At 72.4% G+C, this 18,455-nt stretch carries 13 protein-coding genes and 2 pseudogenes; 9 read left to right on the forward strand and 6 right to left on the reverse strand.

What is annotated here, in order from left to right; genetic code table 11:
- Window positions 1-90: pseudogene (locus ABZ371_RS05930) on the reverse strand (ABC transporter ATP-binding protein); the annotation flags it as partial.
- Between the two features lie 7 nt (window positions 91-97).
- Here ABZ371_RS05930 and lnt point away from each other — a divergent pair.
- Together lnt and ABZ371_RS05940 are read left to right on the forward strand one after the other, a co-directional pair.
- Window positions 98-1,489, forward strand: a pseudogene (lnt, locus tag ABZ371_RS05935) (apolipoprotein N-acyltransferase); the annotation flags it as partial.
- A gap of 9 nt (window positions 1,490-1,498) precedes the next feature.
- Window positions 1,499-1,978 (forward strand): NUDIX domain-containing protein, encoded by a 480-nt coding sequence (locus tag ABZ371_RS05940; RefSeq protein WP_358674062.1) that lies wholly within the window; start codon window positions 1,499-1,501, stop codon window positions 1,976-1,978.
- A gap of 84 nt (window positions 1,979-2,062) precedes the next feature.
- Here the strand turns inward: ABZ371_RS05940 and ABZ371_RS05945 are convergent, their stop codons facing one another.
- The 4 genes from ABZ371_RS05945 to ABZ371_RS05960 all read right to left on the reverse strand — a co-directional run bounded on the left by ABZ371_RS05945 (window position 2,063) and on the right by ABZ371_RS05960 (window position 5,784).
- On the reverse strand, window positions 2,063-3,472 hold the full coding sequence (locus tag ABZ371_RS05945) for an MFS transporter (RefSeq protein ID WP_358674069.1): 1,410 nt from the start codon (window positions 3,470-3,472) through the stop codon (window positions 2,063-2,065).
- Window positions 3,473-3,664: 192 nt separating this feature from the next.
- Window positions 3,665-5,002: an MFS transporter gene (locus ABZ371_RS05950; RefSeq protein ID WP_358674140.1), complete on the reverse strand. Its 1,338-nt coding sequence runs from the start codon at window positions 5,000-5,002 to the stop codon at window positions 3,665-3,667.
- Window positions 5,002-5,472: a methyltransferase domain-containing protein gene (locus ABZ371_RS05955; RefSeq protein WP_358674143.1), complete on the reverse strand. Its 471-nt coding sequence runs from the start codon at window positions 5,470-5,472 to the stop codon at window positions 5,002-5,004. The genes ABZ371_RS05950 and ABZ371_RS05955 overlap by 1 nt, the downstream gene beginning before the upstream one ends.
- Before the next feature lie 54 nt (window positions 5,473-5,526).
- Complete coding sequence (locus tag ABZ371_RS05960; protein ID WP_358674072.1) at window positions 5,527-5,784, reverse strand: hypothetical protein; 258 nt, start codon at window positions 5,782-5,784, stop codon at window positions 5,527-5,529.
- 794 nt (window positions 5,785-6,578) lie between these two features.
- Between ABZ371_RS05960 and ABZ371_RS05965 the strand changes: the two genes are divergently transcribed.
- Window positions 6,579-6,869 (forward strand): hypothetical protein, encoded by a 291-nt coding sequence (locus tag ABZ371_RS05965; protein ID WP_358674075.1) that lies wholly within the window; start codon window positions 6,579-6,581, stop codon window positions 6,867-6,869.
- 262 nt (window positions 6,870-7,131) lie between these two features.
- On the opposite strand, the gene ABZ371_RS05970 is transcribed toward ABZ371_RS05965, so the two are convergent.
- Window positions 7,132-7,701, reverse strand: a complete 570-nt coding sequence (locus ABZ371_RS05970; protein WP_358674078.1) for a hypothetical protein — start codon at window positions 7,699-7,701, stop codon at window positions 7,132-7,134.
- A gap of 1,101 nt (window positions 7,702-8,802) precedes the next feature.
- Here ABZ371_RS05970 and ABZ371_RS05975 point away from each other — a divergent pair.
- From ABZ371_RS05975 to ABZ371_RS06000, 6 genes are all read left to right on the forward strand, one after another.
- On the forward strand, window positions 8,803-9,237 hold the full coding sequence (locus ABZ371_RS05975; protein ID WP_358674081.1) for a carboxymuconolactone decarboxylase family protein: 435 nt from the start codon (window positions 8,803-8,805) through the stop codon (window positions 9,235-9,237).
- Between the two features lie 38 nt (window positions 9,238-9,275).
- Window positions 9,276-10,598: an acyltransferase domain-containing protein gene (locus ABZ371_RS05980; RefSeq protein WP_358674084.1), complete on the forward strand. Its 1,323-nt coding sequence runs from the start codon at window positions 9,276-9,278 to the stop codon at window positions 10,596-10,598.
- Window positions 10,595-15,370, forward strand: a complete 4,776-nt coding sequence (locus ABZ371_RS05985; RefSeq protein ID WP_358674087.1) for an SDR family oxidoreductase — start codon at window positions 10,595-10,597, stop codon at window positions 15,368-15,370. The genes ABZ371_RS05980 and ABZ371_RS05985 overlap by 4 nt, the downstream gene beginning before the upstream one ends.
- Window positions 15,367-16,275: an SDR family NAD(P)-dependent oxidoreductase gene (locus ABZ371_RS05990; RefSeq protein WP_358674090.1), complete on the forward strand. Its 909-nt coding sequence runs from the start codon at window positions 15,367-15,369 to the stop codon at window positions 16,273-16,275. Before ABZ371_RS05985 ends, ABZ371_RS05990 begins: the two co-directional genes overlap by 4 nt.
- Before the next feature lie 52 nt (window positions 16,276-16,327).
- Complete coding sequence (locus tag ABZ371_RS05995; RefSeq protein ID WP_358674092.1) at window positions 16,328-17,716, forward strand: wax ester/triacylglycerol synthase domain-containing protein; 1,389 nt, start codon at window positions 16,328-16,330, stop codon at window positions 17,714-17,716.
- A gap of 100 nt (window positions 17,717-17,816) precedes the next feature.
- A complete protein-coding gene (locus ABZ371_RS06000) occupies window positions 17,817-18,410 on the forward strand; it encodes a maleylpyruvate isomerase family mycothiol-dependent enzyme (protein ID WP_358674095.1) in 594 nt (197 codons plus the stop codon).
- Window positions 18,411-18,455 lie beyond the last annotated feature (45 nt).

Genomic DNA, 18,455 nt, shown 5'->3' on the forward strand with positions numbered 1-18,455 from the left:
GCGTCCCGCCGTGCGGGACTCGACGACGGTGTGCGGGGCGAGGTTGCGGACGTGTCCGGTGAGGACGGCGTGCGCGGCGACGATGTCGTCGTGCCTGGGCCTCGGCTTCATGCTCCCCCTGCTCCACTGGACGGGAGAGGAGGTCGGCCCGGTCCCCTGGCTCGCGCTCGCCTTCGCCGAGGCGCTGTTCATCGCCGTGGGGTGTGTCGGCATCGCCGCGGTCTCCCGCCTCGCGTACTGGCCCGTCTGGGCCGCCGCCGTCTGGACCCTGGACGAGGCGGTCCGTGCCAGGATCCCGTTCGGCGGCTTCCCCTGGGGGAAGATCGCGTTCGGCCAGGCCGACAGCCTGTTCCTGCCGATCGCCGCACTCGGCGGCACACCGCTGCTGTCGTTCGCGGTGGTGCTGTGCGGTTTCGGCCTCCTCGCCGTCGTCCGCCAGGTGCGTACCTACCGCGCGACCGGGACCGTGGGCCGCCCGGCCGTGGTGGCGGCGGCCCTCACCGTCGCGGTACCCGTCGTGGCCGCACTCGCCTCCCTCACGCTCGTCGACGACTCGGCCGAGGACGGCACCGCCACCGTGGCCGCCGTCCAGGGCAACGTGCCGCGCCTGGGGCTCGACTTCAACTCCCAGCGCCGGGCGGTCCTGGACAACCACGCCGCCCGCACCGAGCAGCTCGCCCGGGACGTCGAGGCGGGCAAGGTGCCGCGGCCGGACTTCGTCCTGTGGCCGGAGAACTCCTCCGACCTCGACCCGTACCGCAACCCGGACGCCCGTGAGGCGATCGACAAGGCCGTGCGGGCCATCGGCGCGCCCACCGTCATCGGCGCCGTCCTGACACCCGACACCGGGGACCTCCGCAACACCCTGATCCAGTGGAACCCGGACAGCGGCCCCGTCGACACGTACGACAAGCGGCACATCCAGCCGTTCGGCGAGTACATGCCGATGCGGTCGTTCGTACGGCTCTTCAGCAAGGACGTCGACCGGGTCCAGCGGGACTTCGGTTCCGGCAGCAAGGTCGGCGTGTTCGACCTCGCCGGGACGAAGGTCGGCTTCGTCACGTGCTACGAGGCCGCCTTCGACGACGCCGTACGGGACACCGTCGAGCACGGGGGCCGGCTGATCGCCGTCCCGAGCAACAACGCGACGTTCGGCCGCAGCGAGATGACCTACCAGCAGCTGGCGATGTCCCAGGTCCGGGCGGTCGAGCACGGACGGTCCGTCGTGGTGCCCGTCACCAGCGGGGTCAGCGCGGTCATCCGGCCGGACGGCACGATCGTGCGGAAGACCGAGATGTTCACCCCGGACGCCCTCGTCGACGAGGTGCCGCTGCGCTCCTCGCTCACGCCCGCCACCCGCCTGGGCGCCCTGCCGGAAGGCGTCCTCGCGCTGGTCGCCGTGGCCGGGCTCGGCTGGGCGCTCACCCGGTCCGTCCGCGCCGGGAGGAAGCGGCGCACGGCGTCGGAGGGCACTCCCGCGGCCACGTAGGCTCCTCGCATGTCTACTCCCGACTTCATCCGGGCCATCCGGGCGACCGCCGGCCACCAGCTGCTCCTGCTGCCGGGTGTCACCGCGGTCGTGTTCGACGACGAGGGCCGGGTACTGCTCGGCCGGCGGGCCGACACCGGGAAGTGGTCCGTCATCGGGGGCATCTCCGAGCCGGGCGAGGAGCCCGCCGCGACGGCGGAGCGTGAGGTGTTCGAGGAGACGGCGGTGCGGTGCGTCGCCGAGCGGGTCGTACTCACCCAGGCCCTGAAGCCGGTGCAGTACGCCAACGGCGACCGCTGCCAGTACCTGGACATCACCTTCCGCTGCCGGGCGACCGGCGGGGAGGCCCGGGTCAACGACGACGAGTCCCTGGACGTGGCGTGGTTCGCCGTCGACGCCCTGCCACCGCTGAGCGAGTTCTCGCTGTTCCGGATCAAGCAGTCCCTCGGCGACGGGCCCACCTGGTTCGCGCCGACGCCGCGCCCCTGAGCGGCTGCCGCGCCACGGGCCCGGCGGCCCACTTCCACACGCGGGCCCGCCCCGGGCCCGGGGGCCGGGCCGGGGCGGCCGGGCTCAGACGGTACGGGCGTCGGAGGGCACCGCCGCGGGGTCGCCGGAGTTCCCGGGTGCCCCGGCGGCGGAGTCCGTCCCGGATTCGCCGAGGCCGCCGAGGTCGCGGTTCCTGGTCTCCTTGGCGCAGACGATCGCCAGGACGGTGATCAGCGCGGCGGCGATCACGTACAGGGAGATCGGCGTCGAGGAGCCGAAGTCGGCGAGCAGGGCGGTGGCGATGAGCGGTGCGGGTGCCCCCGCCGCGACCGACGAGAACTGCGCGCCGATCGACGCCCCCGAATAGCGCATCCGCGTCGCGAACATCTCCGCGAAGAAGGCGGCCTGCGGCGCGTACATGGCGCCGTGGAAGATGAGCCCCACCGTGACGGCGAGCAGCAGGCTGCCGAAGCTCCGGCTGTCGATCAGGGCGAAGAACGGGAACATCCACAGGCCGACGCCGACCGCCCCGACCAGGTACACGGGCCTGCGCCCCACCCGGTCCGACAGCGCGCCCCACAGCGGGATCACGGCGAAGTGCACGGCGGAGGCGACGAGGACCGCGTTGAGCGCCGTCTGCTTGCTGAGGTCCGCCGACGTGGTCGCGTACACCAGGATGAACGCGGTGATCACGTAGTAGCTGATGTTCTCGGCCATCCGCGCGCCCATGGCCACGAGCACGTCACGCCAGTGGTGGCGCAGGACGGCCACCAGCGGCATCTTCTCCGCCTCTTCGGAAGTGGCCCTGCGCTGCTCGGCCTGGACCAGCGCCGCCTTGAAGACAGGTGATTCATCGACAGAGAGACGGATCCACAGACCGAGGATCACCAGCACACCGGAGAGGAGGAAGGGGACGCGCCACCCCCACGCCTCGAACGCGGACTCCGACATGAGCGCGGTGAGCGCGGAGAGCACACCGGTGGCGAGCAACTGCCCCGCGGGCGCCCCCGTCTGGGGCCACGACGCCCAGAACCCTCGCCGCCGGGCGTCCCCGTGCTCCGACACCAGCAGTACGGCTCCGCCCCATTCGCCCCCGAGGGCGAATCCCTGGACGAGCCGCAGGACGGTCAGCAGGACCGGGGCGGCGGAGCCGACGGTGGCGTGCGTCGGCAGGAGGCCGATGAGGAAGGTGGCGCCCCCCATCATGAGCAGGCTGAGCACCAGCAGCTTCTTCCGCCCCAACCGGTCGCCGTAGTGCCCGAAGACCAGGGCGCCGAGGGGGCGCGCCGCGAAGCCGACCGCGTACGTGAGGAAGGACAGCAGGGTGCCGACGAGGGGATCGGAGCCGGGGAAGAACAGCTTGTTGAAGACCAGCGCTGCGGCCGATCCGTAGAGGAAGAAGTCGTACCACTCCACCGTGGTCCCGACGAGGCTCGCGGCGACGACGCGGCGGAGGTTGGACGGGGGTGGGGGAGCGGTTGCTGGGGCGGCCATGAACACCACTTCCGGACAGTTGGCGGGGACGTTTCCGTGTCGCCATACCGTAGGAAGGGGCAGATCACGGGCGTATGTGGCGGGACACCATAGTTCCGGTGGGTCGTGTACCCCCGGCCCCCATGGCCCGCTGCGACGACCTCACCGGCGGGCGGCCGGGGACGTGATGAGGGGATGTGCGGGTTGTGCTGATCAGGCATCTTCCGGCGGTGCGGTGCCGGCCCCCGTGCTGGTCCCGTGCCGGCTTCCGTACCGGTCCCGTGCCGACCGCCGTCCCACGTAGCCCTCCGGTCCCTCTCCCGTGCCGACCCGCTGCCCACGACGCCGCGTCGACGGCGGAGGGCGGGACGGCGTTCCGCCCGGGCCGCTCCGGACCGCGCCGGCGGCGGACCCGGCAGTGTGTGGCCGCGATGCGTGGGGCCGTTGACGCAGCAGCCGTTCACCGAGGCACAGCACAGCACAGGCCGCGGCGGAAAGCGTGCCGCCGGCGAGGAAGGTGCCCCGCACACCGGCATGCGGAAGCACGAGTGCCCCCAGAGCGGCGCCCGCCGCGATACCCGCGTTGTAGGCGCCGGAGTTCGCCGCGAGCGCGATGTCCGTGCGGCGCGGAGCGCAGTGCAGCATCGCGTTCTGGGTGGCCATGAACACCGGCCCGAGTGCCCCGCCCATCAGCACGAGGAACACCACCGCGGCCACCCGGCAGGTGCCGGCCGCGTACAGGCCGAGCATGCCCACGGCCTGCGTGGCCACCGCGGTGGCCGGTGCGGCACGCGGGAAGCGGTCCAGCAGAGCCCCGGTGACGCTCACCCCGGCCAGACACGCGACGCCGGAGGCCGTGAACAACACACTGACCGTGCCCGGAGGGAACCCGCTCACATCGCTCAGGAACTTCGCGATGTAGGTGTATCCCGTGAAGGCCCCGGTGGCGGCCGTCGCGCCGGCCGCCAGCACTACGGCGAAGCGGTGGGCGTCGGGGGCGATGCCGTAGGCGGCGTGCTCTTCCTCCGGGCGTGAGGTCGGCAGCAGAACGGCGATCGTCACCAGGGAGATGATCCCCGGACCCGCGAGCACGGCGACCGGCACCCGCCAGTCACTCCGCTGACCCAGCCAGGTCCCGGCGGGCACACCGAGCACGAGGGCGAGCGAACCGGCGACGGACAGTGCCCCGACCACACGCCCGCGGACCGCAGGAGCGAACAGACCCACCGCGACCGGCCCCATCACGGCCCAGAAAAGCGCTTGGGCAAGTGCTGTCAGCAGCCTCGCCACGAGAAGCAGCCAGTACGAGTACGCCAGCGCGGCGAGGAGACTGGACACGACCAGTGCGGCCAGGAGCCCCGTGAGCACGAGGCGTCGGGGCACCGCCCGCACCGCGTGGGCGAGCGGCAGAGACGACACGGCCACCATCACGCCATAACTGGTGACCAGCAGGCCGACCGTCGGCACCGACACCCGCAGGCCGGCGGAGATGACTTCCAGCAGGCCGATCGGCAGGTTCTCCGCCGTGTTGAAGGTGAAGGCGGCCAGCATCAGCGCACCGAGCACCGCCGGCCCGTGCCATGGAGCCGGTCGTGGCGCGACCGAGCACCCTTTCCCGGACCTCGTCCCCCGCGCCTGCCGTGCGGCATCGTCCATGGAGGTACCCTCACCGGGCTCACCGGGCCACCGCAACCCGATTCGGCCGCCGCACAGGCGCACTTCGGGATCGTCGGCGGGGGCGACGACTTCGCCGGGTCCGTCCGGTCGTGCAGGGCCCGGACGGCGGGGGCGTCGAACACGTCGAGGACCGGGTACTCGGTGTGCGGGTCCTGCGCGGAAGCCGCCCGCACGGCTGCGGCTGACGCGTCCGCGCCGATCACCCGTCCGACGTGCCGGGCGAGATGGCGTGTCCGGGACCCGTTGCCGCAGCCGAGATCCAGCAGACATGTTCCGGGACCGAGGAACTCCGGAAACCGCGGCAGGTCGTGCGCGGAGGCGAGCTCCGGCTCGGTGTCCCACAGGGGCGGCTCCCGGGCGGCCTCCGCCGCGGTCCAGTACGTCTCCCAACTCGCGGCTCAGTCGGGAATGTCGGCTTCCACGGGCTTCTCCTCGGGGCGGTGGTGCCCGGGACTTCGGGGGCCGCCCAGGACGTGGGCGGCAGCCGAGCGGGCGGCCGGCGGGACGATGCGATGCACAGCCGTGACCAACTCGCCCACGTTCAGGTTTGGTTCGCCCGACAGCTCGGCGAGCGGGGCCGTGAACGCCGTGAGGCGTTGTTCGGTACGGGCGGAGTGCGGCTCGGGACGGGCTGGGGGATCGGGCCGCCTAGACATGGCCCCCACCGGCAGCCGGTATGCCGCCGGAGGTGGGAAGCGGCGCCGGACGCGGCTCCGGTCCACGCCGACCGGGCGGGCGCGGTGAGCGGTTCACCCGGGCGCCGGGCCGGCGGTTCATCGGGACGCCGGGCCGGGGCGCGGGGCGGACATGCCACTCAGCAGGGCCGGGTCGGCCGCGTTCTCCCGGTGCCCGACGACGCGTCCGCCGACGAACCGCCACAGTCCGCAGAACGGCACGGCCACCGGCCGGGGGCGCGTCGCGGTCGCATACCGTGTTGCGGGCCTCGAACCCGGGGCGGTCCAGGGTCACGTCGATCGGCTGGTTGAGATGGCGCTCGGCGACGCCGGTGTGTTCGATCATGCGCAGGACGGAGCGGAGGCGGCGGTGGGGATGGATGCTGCGTCCGAGCGCCGGCGTCTCCGCCATGGAGATGGCGTGATCGGGGACCCGGACCGCGGGTCGGCACAGCACGGGCATGGCTGCTCCTTCGCGTTGCTGCGATGGGGGAGCGGGCCGCCGGCCGGAGAGGGGACGGACGCGGGGCCCTGCACACGGGGCTCGCTCGGGGCCGTACGCCGGGATGCGGTGCTGTCTCCGGAACGGCTGTACGGCGTCTCCTGGGGGGACTCTTCTCGGTGGCCGACGCTCCGTGAAGGCGTGCGGGCAAGGGACGGGAGCGTGCGTGTACCACCCCGTGTGCCGCGGCCCTACGAGGTGCGCTCGTGGGCTGTGCCGCGGTGCCGGGCGGGCGTACGGGCGCACACGCTTCCTGACGCGAAGGCCCGAGCGCTTGCGGTGTCCCTCGCGCGGCAGCCTCCGTATCCGCACCGGCCACCTCACCCGGGCGCCCGGCCGCCGGGGAGAGAAGCTCCGCATCCTCGACCACCTCGCCGAGGAACTGAGACTCGACCTCCCCCGGTCGCCGGCTCTCGGCAACACCGCCTCGGACCGCACACTTCTCCGAGCCGTCGGCAAGCCGGTGGCCTTCGAGCCGGACACCGCACTCGCCGCCCAGGCGCGCGGCACGGCGTGGTGCCGCGTCACCCGGGACACCGTTCTGGACGCCCTGTCCGGCCTCTGAGGACCCCGAGGGCCGTGCGCGGTGGCCGACCGGCCGCGCCTAACGGCAGCGGTCGGGCCTCCCCCCGGGCAGCGAGACGCTGCCCGGGGGGAGGCGATCGGCACAAGGGGTGCTCGGGGGGACGTCGGATGCGAAGTGTGCCGCGGTGGCGGTCGGCGAGATGCCGGCCGGCGTACTACTGACTACCCGTCAGCAAGCGGCCGACCCCGCGCCGGCCGAGCAGCGGTGCGGCCCGGCGGGAGTCCGAGGCATCAGGACCGCTTCAGACGCCGACCAGGCTGACGGTGAAGGGTCCGGACACGCTTGTCAGCCCCGCTGGGCTCAGGCAGGCGGTCAGATCGGTGCTGGCCAGTACCACGGTCTCGACGACAGTGGCTCCGGTGTAGTCGCCGGACGCCACCTTCCCCGTCAGGACGAGCACGGTCACTCCGTCCGGGCGCAGTGATATCCCGCCTGTGAAGTCGAAGTACGAGTCCGATGTCCCGGGGTTCACCCAGTCGAGCCGGCCCGACCCGGAGGAGTTGCCGCCGAGGCAGGTCAACTGCCCGGAACCGGTCACGGAGAAGCTGGCTCCCGTGTGATTCAGGTCGAGCGAAACACATGGCCCCAGGGACCCAGCGGTGGTCAGGGACACGCTGGCCGGCGGGGTGGCGGGAAGCTTCAGCCCCGGACTGTAGACCGTCGTCTGCGTGCCCACGGGGCAGGTCACCAGACTCGCCGTGGTCCGTGCCGCGGCGTTCGGGGCTGTGCATGTCCAGGCCACACCGGCCAGCAACAGCACCAGCACGGCGAGCAGTCGACGAGGGATACGTAACGAGTGGAGAGCGGACATCGATTCCTCCTGAGGTACCGAGGGGTCGGGGACGGCGGCAGTCGCTGCCGGCGGTACGGAGCGGTCCGTACGGGAGTCGATCCGGGCGCGGTCGCTCGTGAGTGAAGGGCAGCGCCTGCGGTGCCGGGGCTTGAACCCAGGTGCGTGCCAGGGGCCGCTGAGCGACCACCGGGACCGGCGGACCCACCTGGACACCTTGTTCACGCGTGGTGAGAGGAGTCCCATGCTGCTCTCGGCGAGTGGCATGGGACCACCCCCCGTTCGGACCAGTCCGTGATGGCTCGAACGCGCACACCAGGTGCGCGTCTTGAGCGCCCCGTGTGCGCGTGAGAACCCACACGTGCCCCGGTCGTCCGAGCCGTCACCGCATGACCTCCGCCGCCGGGGTGTGCGTCCGGTCCGTCACCGCGTAACCCCTGCCACCAGGGTGTGGGACGGCCGGCGCGAACCGGTTCTGCCCCCGCGGAGTCGCTCCGCCACCACGGAGGTGGGCGAAAGCACGTGGGAACACCCGCCGGCGCAGTCACGGCCCGGGACGTCCGCAAGGGCACGGCCAACGCACCGAGGAGGACGAGGGCGCAGGTCCGCGCGCCCGGCGCGCCGCGCGCGCTCCCGGCATTCCGACTGCGCCGCTAGACATGCCCCTCGCCGCAAGCGGAGAGTCGACGAGACGAACGGAAAGACCGCTCGGCGACCTGGTCAAGCCGCCGCCTCGGGCCGTCGACCTGGCGCCGCCAACGTTGACGACAGCGCTGTGCGACGTCTCCGACGGTTGACGAATCGTTTTCCCCTCGACCCCGCCCCGCCGCTCGGGATCACGGCCGGTGCGCATCCTTGTCCCGGTCTTACGGACGGGGCCGCCTCGACGACGCCCCGGTGTGTGCGGAGGCCCTGCGAGGCGGAGACGGAGACGGAAAAGCTTCGCGGACGCGGCCGTCCTCCGCTTCGGGGGGCTACCTCCCCGGTCACCGGCTGAGGGGGAACCGGCTCGGGGGCCGGGGCGCAGCCGCCGGGTCCCGGACACGGCCCGGGACGGCTACCGGTGACGCAGGTGTACGACCCACCCGACAAACGCGACCGGATGTGAAGGAATGACTGTCGATGGCAGCTGACAGCCCACTCGGGACGGACCACCGGGGCCGCGGAACTCTGTACGAGCGTGGTCTGGAGACCGCCACGGAGCTGGCAGGGGAGGAGGCCGTACGGGCTTTCCTCGACGACCTGGAGCCGATCAGCAGGAGCACCGCCCGTCTGGTCGTCGAGACGGTCTTCGGCACACTGCATCACCAGCCCGGTCTGGGTCGTCGTGACCGTGAACTGGTGACGCTGGCGGCCCTCGCCGTCCTCGGCGACAGCGAAGGAGAACTGAGGATCCACCTGGCGATCGCGCACCGCATCGGAGTCCCTCCCTCCTCGGTCGTCGCACTCTTCGGCCACATCAGCGCGTATGCCGGCTTCCCCCGCGCCCTGAACGCCCTCGCCGTGGCCAAGGGCTTCTACACCGAGCGGGGAGTCGCCCTGCCCGAACAGCGGTAGCCGGCCCACAGATCCCCCCACCAGGAAGAGGTGTACACATGTCCTCACGCGTGGCTGTGCTGTTTCCCGGTCAGGGTGCCTACCTGCCCGGAGTGCTCGCCGATCGGGTGCGGTACTTCCCCCGGGCGGCCGAGGCGCTCGAGACCATCGACGCGGTAGCCGCGGAGCACGGCCTGGAACCCGTGGCCTCCCTGCTCCAGGAGCGCGACGCGCCCTCCTTGGACGACCTCCTGGCCAAGAGCAGCGATCAGCTGGACCTGGCGATCTACGCGGTCAACGCCGCGGGCTTCGAGATACTCACCGGCCTCGGGCTCCGTGCGGACGTCCTGGTGGGCCACAGCTTCGGTGAGTTCGCCGCCCTGTCCTCCGCGGGGGCGGTCTCCGTCGCCGACGTCGCCCACATGGCGTGCACGCGGACCCGCGCGTTCCACGAAGCGGAACCGGCCGACGGCGGTCTCCTCGCCCTGGACATCCCGGCCTGGCGGACCGAACACCTCGTGGGCCTGCTCGACGACCCCGGACTGCGCCTGGCCATCGACAACGGCCCCGGTCAGACAGTCGTCTCCGGTCCGCGGCGGTCCCTGGACGCGGTGGAGGAAGTGGCGGCCGGTCTGGGCTTCCGGGCCACCCGGCTGCGGGCCCGGTACGCGTTCCACAATCCCGCGCTGCACCTCGCCGCCGATCTGTTCAGCCGCTTCACAGCGGATGTCCCGCTCTCGGAACCTCGTGTGCCGGTGTACTCCCCGGTCCTCGGCCGATACGTGCGGACGGCCGCGGACGTCCGGCAGGTGATCGACCGCAACATGGTTGCACCGGTGCGGTTCTACGACGCGTTGATCCTCCTGTTCAGGCAGGGCACCACGGCGTTCATCGAGGCCGGCGCGCGGCAGGCGCTCACGGGCATCGCGAGGTCCTCGCTCCCCCCGGCGGCGCGCGCTCTGCCGTTGCTGCCCAGCCGAGGTGACATGAACAGCATCACCACGGCCCTCGGTGAGGCGGGGTTCCCCGTGAGCCTGCCCCCGCTCCCGGGCCGGCCGGACCAGGACGCCGAGGAGTCACAGGATCTGCCCGGTTCCCCGCCGGCCGCTGTCGCGCCACCACCGCGAGAAGCGCTGTCCACCCGTGCCGACGTGCTCGCACACCTGGCGGACATGTACGCACAGGACCTCGGCTTCCCGGTGGAGATGCTGTCCCCGGACATCGACCTCGAGGCCGACCTGGGCGTCGACTCGGCCAAACAACTCGCGCTGTTCCAGCGGGTGCGTACCCGGTACGAGTTGCCCGAACCCTCGGCCGAGCAGAGGGTCCGCGCGACCACGCTGGGCAGGATCGCCGATCTGGTGGAGGAGCAGCGACGATGACCACCCAGGCGGAGGCGGGCGAGCTCGTCGTGGTGGTGGGCATGGGAGTCGCGGTGCCCGGCGCCTGCAGTCCAGGTGAGTTGTGGAGGACGGTCAACGGCGGCCGGGACGTCTTCACCGAACCGGGTGGGCGTTTCGAGCTGAGCCGGTTCTGGTCCCAGGACCTGAAGGAGCCGGACCGTACGTATGCTCGCCGGGCCGGCTACCTGCACGACTTCCGGCCCGACCCCGCCCTGGCGGAGGAGGAGAGCCGCTCGGGCCCAGGCCGCGACCAGGCGGCCCGCTGGCTGAGGCATACGGTCCTCCAGGCACGCTCAGGTGTGCGGATCAGGCCCGGTTACCGCTGCGGGGCCTATGTCGGCGCGTGGCCGGGTGGCAGCCAGAGCCTCGTCGAGTCGGTGCTGGCCGAGACGCTCGCCAGGTCGGCTCCGGACAGCGCGGGCGACAGGGTCCGCGCCGCCTTGTTCGAGCACTACCGGCACGCGGTGCCGATCGACCGGGCTGCCGGCCCGGACTCCGTGGTACGCACGGCGTTCCAGGGCCTGGCCGAGAGCCCGGTCGAGGCCCTCGTGGTCGACACCGCCTGCGCCTCGTCGCTGTACGCCGTCGATCTGGGGAGCAAGGCCCTGCTCGCCGGTGAGTGCGAGGTGGCCTACTGCGGTGGCTTCAACGTCGTGGACCCGACGATGGCGGTGATGTTCGCGAAGCTGAGCGGACTCTCCCCCCGCAGTCGTGTCCGCGCCTTCACCGGAGCCTCCGACGGGACGTTGTTCAGTGACGGTGCCGGGCTGGTGGCACTGAAGACCCTGCGCAGGGCGCGCGAGGACGGCGACACCGTCCTCGGCGTGCTCCTGGGCTTCGGAGGGGCCGCGGACGGCCGAGGGAAGTCCATCTCGGCTCCCAACCCGGCCGGTCAGCAACGCGCCGTGCAGCGGGCCCGGGCCGTGAACGGCGTGGAGGCCGGACAGGTCGACTGGGTCGTCGCGCACGGCACCGGCACACCGGCCGGTGACGGCGTCGAGTCACAGGTTCTCGCGGGGCTCGGTTCCGACGCGGGCCAGTGGTGCACCAGCAACAAACCGGTCTTCGGCCACACGGGTTGGGCCGCCGGCGTCCTCTCCCTGATGCACGCGTTGCTGGCTCTGCGCCACGGCTGGATACCCGGGCAGCTGGGAGCCGGGGAACCGGAGACCCGGACCGGTGGTGGGCGTGTCCGGGTCCCGGGGAAAGCCGTGCGCTTTCCGGCCGGGCAGGACGGGCAGCGCATCGTGGGAGTGTCGGCCTTCGGGTTCGGCGGGACCAACGCGCACCAGCTCGTGACCGGCGGCACCGAGGGGCACCACCTGCGTTCCGGTGCGCCGGCCCGGCCCGGCTCGCAGGAGATGGTGCTGGTGGCCTGGTCGGCTCATCTGCCGGGAGAACCGGCCACCTCTGCGCTGCGCGACTGGTTGCGAGGAGAGGCGGCGCCACCGGCAGCGCACTTCGCCCGGCCCTACCCGGCGCCGCTGCCCGCCGACGTGCGGATGTCAGGGCGCACGATTCCGGTCGTCGACCCCTGCCAGCTGATGGCGCTCCAGGTCGCGGCCCGTTTCACCGCGGAGCACGGAGAGCTGTGGTCGGACGTCCGGGAGACGACCGGCGTCATCGCGGCGCACACCGGGATGCCGCGAGGCCTCGTGGGGACGGCCGTGCGCTGTTACGCCGACGACGCGAGGTGGCTGCTCGGCCGGCACGGTGGCGACCCGGCCTTCTCCGAGGTGGCACGGAGCTTGGAGAGGGCCCGTCAGCAACTGCCGGCGACGACCGAGGACTCGCAGGCAGGCGTGCTGCCGAACGTCATCGCCTCCCGGATCGCGGCGCGCTACGACCTGCACGGTCCCACCATGGCCATCGACGCCGGAAGGGACAGCACCCTCGCAGCCCTCCGCGTCGCCCGCCGGTACCTCATGACGGGCGAACTCGACCTGGCGCTGATCGTCGCGGTCAACGGCAACGGAACCGCTGAGAACGCCGCGGTGACAGGGGCCGGCGCCTCCCCTCCGGGCGAAGGCGCCTTCCTCCTCGCCGTGGCGACACGCGACACCGCCACGGAGCGCGGACTGCCGGTCCTGGCCCGCCTGTCCTTCGGCACCCCGCGGCGGAAGCAGCCGCCGACGCGACTGGAGCGGGGTTACCTCGCCGCCGACCACGCGCTGGCACTCCTGCGAGCCGTGGAGCGCGAACAGCTTCCCACCTGGCTGCCGGCCGAGTCGCAGGACACCGCCCTGCTGGCCGAGCCGGCCGAGGAGGCCCACCCGGGCACGGTGACGGACGCGGAGCCGGGGCCCGGACGTCTGACGTGCCGCTACAGGAAGACGCTCGCGCCCACCGCACCCGAGCCCGGTACAGGCGACACGCGACCGGAACCGCCCCTGCCCCGGCGGGGGATCGTGCTGCTGGCCGCGCCGGAGGCCGGGGCCGCGGTCCGGAGCATTCTCCACGACAGCGACTCACTCGTCCTGGACCTGCCGGACGCGAGCGAGGGGCTCATCCCCGCGGCCTCGGTGGACAGGATGCTGACCGCGGTCGACTCGGCGGCCCCCCACCTGACGGTGATGGGGGACCTGACCGCCATGTCCACGCGACGCGCCCTGGTCCTGCACGACGCGGTCTTCCTCATCACCCGACGGCTCTGGTCGCGCCGGCGACCGGAAAGCACACTGGCCGTCCTGCTCGGCGGGGCCCCGGGCCATCGAACAGCCCATCCCGTCTCCGCGCTCTTCGACGGGTTCGTCAAGAGCCTGCGCTGGGAACGCCCCGGCACGCTCGCCTTCACAGTGACGACCGACGAACCCGTCGGCCCCGGGCTCCTCGCCCGCGCGGCGCGGGAACGCACCACCCGCCCGCTTCCGCCCGCCGCCATCTCCTACCTGCAGGGAAGGCGCTGGACGGAAGCACTGCACCCGGTCCCTCCCACCGACCCGGCCCCGCCCACCGCCCTGCCGCTCCACGACGGATCCGTCGGCCTGATCACCGGCGGCGCGGGCGACATCGTGCAAGCCCTGCTCACCGCGATGTCCGCGCACGCCCGGCCCACCTTGTGGCTCCTGGGCCGCACGCCCGAGACACCCGTGCCCGCCGAACTGGAAGACCTCGCGGACGAGGAGCCCGCAGGTCTTCGCGCCGCCCTGATCCGCCGGCTCCACGCGAGCCGGCCCGAGACGCCGTTGCCGTCGGTGGTCTCCCGGGCGGACGCCCTGCTCGGGCAACGGCGGCTGCACCTCACCCTGCGGGCACTCAGGGCCCGGTTCGGGGAGGACCGGCTGCACTACATCGCGTGCGACATACGGGACGAGGAGGCGGTCCGCAGGGCGGTCGACCGGATCGTGCGCACCGACGGCCGGGTCGATTTCGTCATCCACGCCGCCGGCCAGGTGGCCTCCACCGTCCTGGAGAGGAAGCGTCTCGACGGTTTCCGCGCGGTGCGTGACACCAAGGTGCTCGGCCACCTCCACCTCAGGTCGGCACTCGGGGAGAAGCAACCGGAACTCTGGTGCAACATCGGCTCGTACTCGGGATCGGCGGGCGCGCCGGGCGACACGGACTACGCCTCGGGCAACGCCTACCTGGAAGCGGTCGCCGAAACGGCCGAGGGCGTGAAGGAGATCACCATCGGCTTCACGATGTGGCGCCAGACCGGTATGGGATCCGATGCCCTGTTCCAGGAACACGTGGCAACCCAGGGCCGGTTCACGCCGATAACGACGGCCGAGGGCACCGCACAGTTCCTGGACGAGATGGCGGCCGCCCCACGGACAGGGGGTACGTCGGTCTATCTGGGCAGCACGGAACGCGACCGCCTGCGGCGCCACCTCCCGGGCCTGGTCCACGACGCGCCACTCGCGCCTGCGGCGAGCCGGCTCCGGCCGGCCTGGTGGACGTCACCGAAGGACCGGAGCGGCCAGGTGGAATGGGCACACCCGATGGCACCCCTGGAGGAACAGCACCTCCAGGACCACCTGGTCAGCGGGAAGCCGACGGTGCCCGCGACCTTCATCCTGGACATCGCCGCGCAGGCCGCGGAAGCGCTGGTGCCCGGGACCTTCACCACGGGCTTCCGTGACGCCCGTTTCGACACCTTCATCCGGCCCTTCAGCCGGAGCAGGCCTGCCCCTCTGCGCGTCAGGGCGCGTACGGCACGGGAGCGAGTGGGCGACGAGCACCGGACGGCGGTGACGGTGAGCATCCACTCGGACGTCCTCGGCCCGGACGGCCGGATGCACACCGGAGGACTCCGCCACTTCACGACCGAGGTGCTGCTGTCCCGCGATCCCCGCCCGGACCCTCCCCGGTGGGACCCCCCACCCCCGGACGACCCTTCGCCCGCGCGGGACCCGTACACCGCGCCGGACGCCCCCGTATCCCTGCGCGGTCCCTTCCGCAACCTCTCCCACTGCTCCGTGGACGACGGCTTCGCGCGCGGGACCTGGACCCCTGACCTGGCCGGGTACCCAGGATTGCGCACGATGACGACACCGGCGCTGCTCATGTGCGCCGCGCTCCGGACGTCCGCCCTCACCGCGGCCGACGGTGGCGACCGGCAGGTGCTCGTGCCGCGCTCGGTGTCGCGTGTCGAGTTGTACACGTGCGGTGCCAACGACCACGACCTGCTGTCGCGGCACGGACACCGACTCTTGGTCTCGGTCGACGCGGACGGCGTGCACCGGGCCGTCACGCCGGAGGGCCGGCCGCTGCTGGAGATGTCCGGGGTCGAACTGGTGGAGATGCCATGACAGGACCTTGGGACGACAGGGCGCGGCACCGGGGGACAGGCATGGAAGGCACGTACTGTCTCGTCACCGGAGCGACGTCCGGCATCGGCAAGGAGATCGCCCGGGGGATCGTCGCCGCGGGTGCGCGTCTGCTGTTCGTCTGCCGTGACCGGACACGCGGCGAAGCCACCCTGGCAGAACTGAACAGGGACCGGCCCGGCCCCGCCGTCCGCATGCTCGTGGCCGACCTCTCCGCCTTGCGGGACGTGCGCCGGGTGGCCGACGAGGTGCACGCACACCTGCCCCACCTCGACGTCCTGGTCAACAACGCGGGCACGCACGATCTGCGTCCGGCGGTGAGTGCCGACGGGTTCGACAGGATGATCGCGACGAACCACCTGGGCCCGTTCCTCCTCACCAACCTCCTTGCGGACCTGCTGGAACGGAGCCCCGCGGCACGGATCGTCATGGTCGCGTCGGAGGCGCACCGGAGCGTCGTGCGCATCGACCCCCGCACGTTCGCCGATCCCGGTTCCTACGGCCCGATCGGCTCGTTGGCCGTGTACGCCCGCTCGAAGCTGCTCAACGTGCTCGTCACACAGGAGATCGCCCGCCGGTGGCCTTCGCGGGGCATCACGGCCAACGCGTTCTGCCCCGGACTGGTGTCCACCGGGCTCACCCGGAACATACCGCTGGGCACCGCTCTGTTCTCCCTCGCGGAACACACCCCACTCGTGAAAAGCGCCCGACAGGGTGCCGAGCAGGCCCTGCGCCTGGTCGTCGACCCGCGTTACGCCGGCCGCAGCGGTGGCTTCTACTCCACCACTCCCGGAGCCGTCCTCCTGCCACCCGCCGTCCACCGTTTCCGCACCGGCTTGCAGCACGCCGTGTGGGAACGGTCCGAAGAACTGGCCGGCCTCTCATGAGACATCCCGCCCACCGGGCCGTCCCCGCGGCACCGTCCCCGAAGGAGCGCTGATGCACGGATCCCAGGCGATCGCCGGATGGTCCTCTCCCGGCCCGATGAACGGGACCGACACGCTCTTCTGGCGCATGGGGACGAACCCGCTGACCCGGCCGCACGTCACCTGGTTGTGGTTCCTCGACAGGACACCCGACTGGAACGTGTTCCTCGACGGCTGCCGGTGGGTCGTCAGGAGACTTCCCCGGCTCACCCACCGCGTGGTGGACACGGCCCTGCGGACCGGGACCCCCGCATGGGTACCGGACCCCGACTTCCGCCTCACCCGGCACGTGCACCGGCTGAGCCTCCCCGAGCCCGCGGGGCCGCGCGATCTCCTGGACCTCGTCGAGTGGCGTGCGGGCGCGGACTTCGACCCCTCGCACCCGCCGTGGGAGGCCACCCTCGTCGAGGGCTACGAACAGGAGCGGGCCGCGATCCTCCTCAAGTGGCACCACAGTGTCGGCGACGCGGTCACCATCGTCTCGGTCATGGACAGACTGCTCCCCGACGCCGCGCCGGCCGGCCTCCCCGTCGCGCGGTACCCCGAGGAGCACGCCGAACGGCGCACGACCCCGGACGCGCGCCTCCCGCTGTCCTCGGCGGCCCACGGCTTCACCGGCGGCACACGGGCGCTCCTCCAGGAGACCGTGCGATGGCTGACGACGCCGTACGCGGCCGGCGAACGCGCCCGTCTCGCCGCCCGGTCCGCCGCCCAGCTGCTCCAGCCCCTCGCTCCCTCGCCACTGCTGCGCCGACGCAGCGCCGCGAGCCACTGCGGACTGGTCACCGTCCCGCTGACGGACCTCAAGGCGGCGGGCAGGAGCGCCGGTGTGTCCGTCACCTCGGCCTACATCTCGGCGGTTCTCGGCGCGTTCCACCGGTACCACGCGTACCAGGGGGTCAGCCGCAGGAGCGTGCCGACCCTGGTGCCGGTGAACATACGCCGGCCCGACGAGACCGGAGCCGGCAACATCATCGCGTCCGTACGCATCGCCGGGCCGATCGGCGACCTGCCGGCCCCGGCGCGCATGTCCGCCGTGCACGCCTCGATCACCGAGGCGCGCGACGCCCTGGTCCGGGACGTGTACACCACTCTGGCCGACCTCGGGTCCTGCGTGCCCGGCGTCGTCCACCGGCTGGCCGTGCCCCCGGTGCTGCGGAGGGGAGTCGACATCGTGGTCACCAGCGTCCCCGGCTTCTCCCGCACCACCTTCGCCGCGGGCGCCCGGGTGGTGAACGCGGTGGCCTGGGCACCCAGAGGCGGCGCCGCCGCCAACATCTCCATGGCCTCGCACGACGGCACGTGCGCCATCGGGACCAACCTCGACCCCGCCGCCGTCACGGACCCCGCTCTCTTCCACCACTGCCTGGAAGAGAGCCTCGACGAAATGATCAGCGGCTGACCCGCGCCGTCACGCCGGGGACCGTTCCGCCGTCCACACGGACCGGCCCCGGCACCCGGACCGATCCCCGTCCGCATGAGCCGACAGGAGGCCGTAGGCGATGGGACTTCCCCTGGAAGAGGAGCTGCGTGCCGAAAGGCACCGCCTGATCACCACGCTGGAACTGCTGCCTGACGAGCAGTTCGAAGCCGGGCCCACCTTGTGCACCGAGTGGTCACCCAGGGACGTACTCGGACACCTCATGGCCGTGGACAGGCCCCTGACGACCTATCTCCCCTACGGCCCCTTCCTCCACGCCGCCAACCGCGCACAGGTGGCGAGGGCCCGCCGTCTCGGTCGCGGCCACCTCATGGAGCGGGCCAGGATCTGGGCGGACCAGCCGTCACTGACCAGCCGCATCGGTGCCGCGGTCACCCTGGGAGACCTCGCGATCCATCACCAGGACATCGTGCGCGGCCTCGGCCTGCACAGGGACCTCCCCGCCGCCGTGCCGACGTTCATCCTCTGGGACGGAGCGATGCTGAGCCTGACCACCAACCTGCGCGTCCTGCGGTACCGGGTGGTTCCCACGGACGGATACCCGGCGGTGGGGGCCCGCTCCCCGTCCGCGCCGAAGGTCCGGGGCCCCAGAGAAGCACTGGGTCTGTGGCTCGCGGGACGTGACGCGGTGACGGACGACCTGGTCTTCACCTGACCGCACCGGACGCCCCACCCGGCTCCGGCCGTCCCGAGCGGCGGG

Source organism: Streptomyces sp. NPDC005899, from assembly GCF_040629645.1.
Classification (GTDB): Bacteria; Actinomycetota; Actinomycetes; order Streptomycetales; family Streptomycetaceae; genus Streptomyces.

What these genes read in the sequence shown, in the direction of transcription:
- ABZ371_RS06000 (WP_358674095.1), top strand. Translation starts at nt 17,817, where the DNA reads ATGGGACTTCCCCTGGAAGAGGAGCTGCGTGCCGAAAGGCACCGCCTG.
- ABZ371_RS05970 (WP_358674078.1), bottom strand. Translation starts at nt 7,701, where the DNA reads ATGTCCGCTCTCCACTCGTTACGTATCCCTCGTCGACTGCTCGCCGTG.
- ABZ371_RS05960 (WP_358674072.1), bottom strand. Translation starts at nt 5,784, where the DNA reads ATGTCTAGGCGGCCCGATCCCCCAGCCCGTCCCGAGCCGCACTCCGCC.
- ABZ371_RS05975 (WP_358674081.1), top strand. Translation starts at nt 8,803, where the DNA reads ATGGCAGCTGACAGCCCACTCGGGACGGACCACCGGGGCCGCGGAACT.
- ABZ371_RS05985 (WP_358674087.1), top strand. Translation starts at nt 10,595, where the DNA reads ATGACCACCCAGGCGGAGGCGGGCGAGCTCGTCGTGGTGGTGGGCATG.
- ABZ371_RS05980 (WP_358674084.1), top strand. Translation starts at nt 9,276, where the DNA reads ATGTCCTCACGCGTGGCTGTGCTGTTTCCCGGTCAGGGTGCCTACCTG.
- ABZ371_RS05945 (WP_358674069.1), bottom strand. Translation starts at nt 3,472, where the DNA reads ATGGCCGCCCCAGCAACCGCTCCCCCACCCCCGTCCAACCTCCGCCGC.
- ABZ371_RS05940 (WP_358674062.1), top strand. Translation starts at nt 1,499, where the DNA reads ATGTCTACTCCCGACTTCATCCGGGCCATCCGGGCGACCGCCGGCCAC.
- ABZ371_RS05990 (WP_358674090.1), top strand. Translation starts at nt 15,367, where the DNA reads ATGACAGGACCTTGGGACGACAGGGCGCGGCACCGGGGGACAGGCATG.
- ABZ371_RS05950 (WP_358674140.1), bottom strand. Translation starts at nt 5,002, where the DNA reads ATGCTGGCCGCCTTCACCTTCAACACGGCGGAGAACCTGCCGATCGGC.
- ABZ371_RS05995 (WP_358674092.1), top strand. Translation starts at nt 16,328, where the DNA reads ATGCACGGATCCCAGGCGATCGCCGGATGGTCCTCTCCCGGCCCGATG.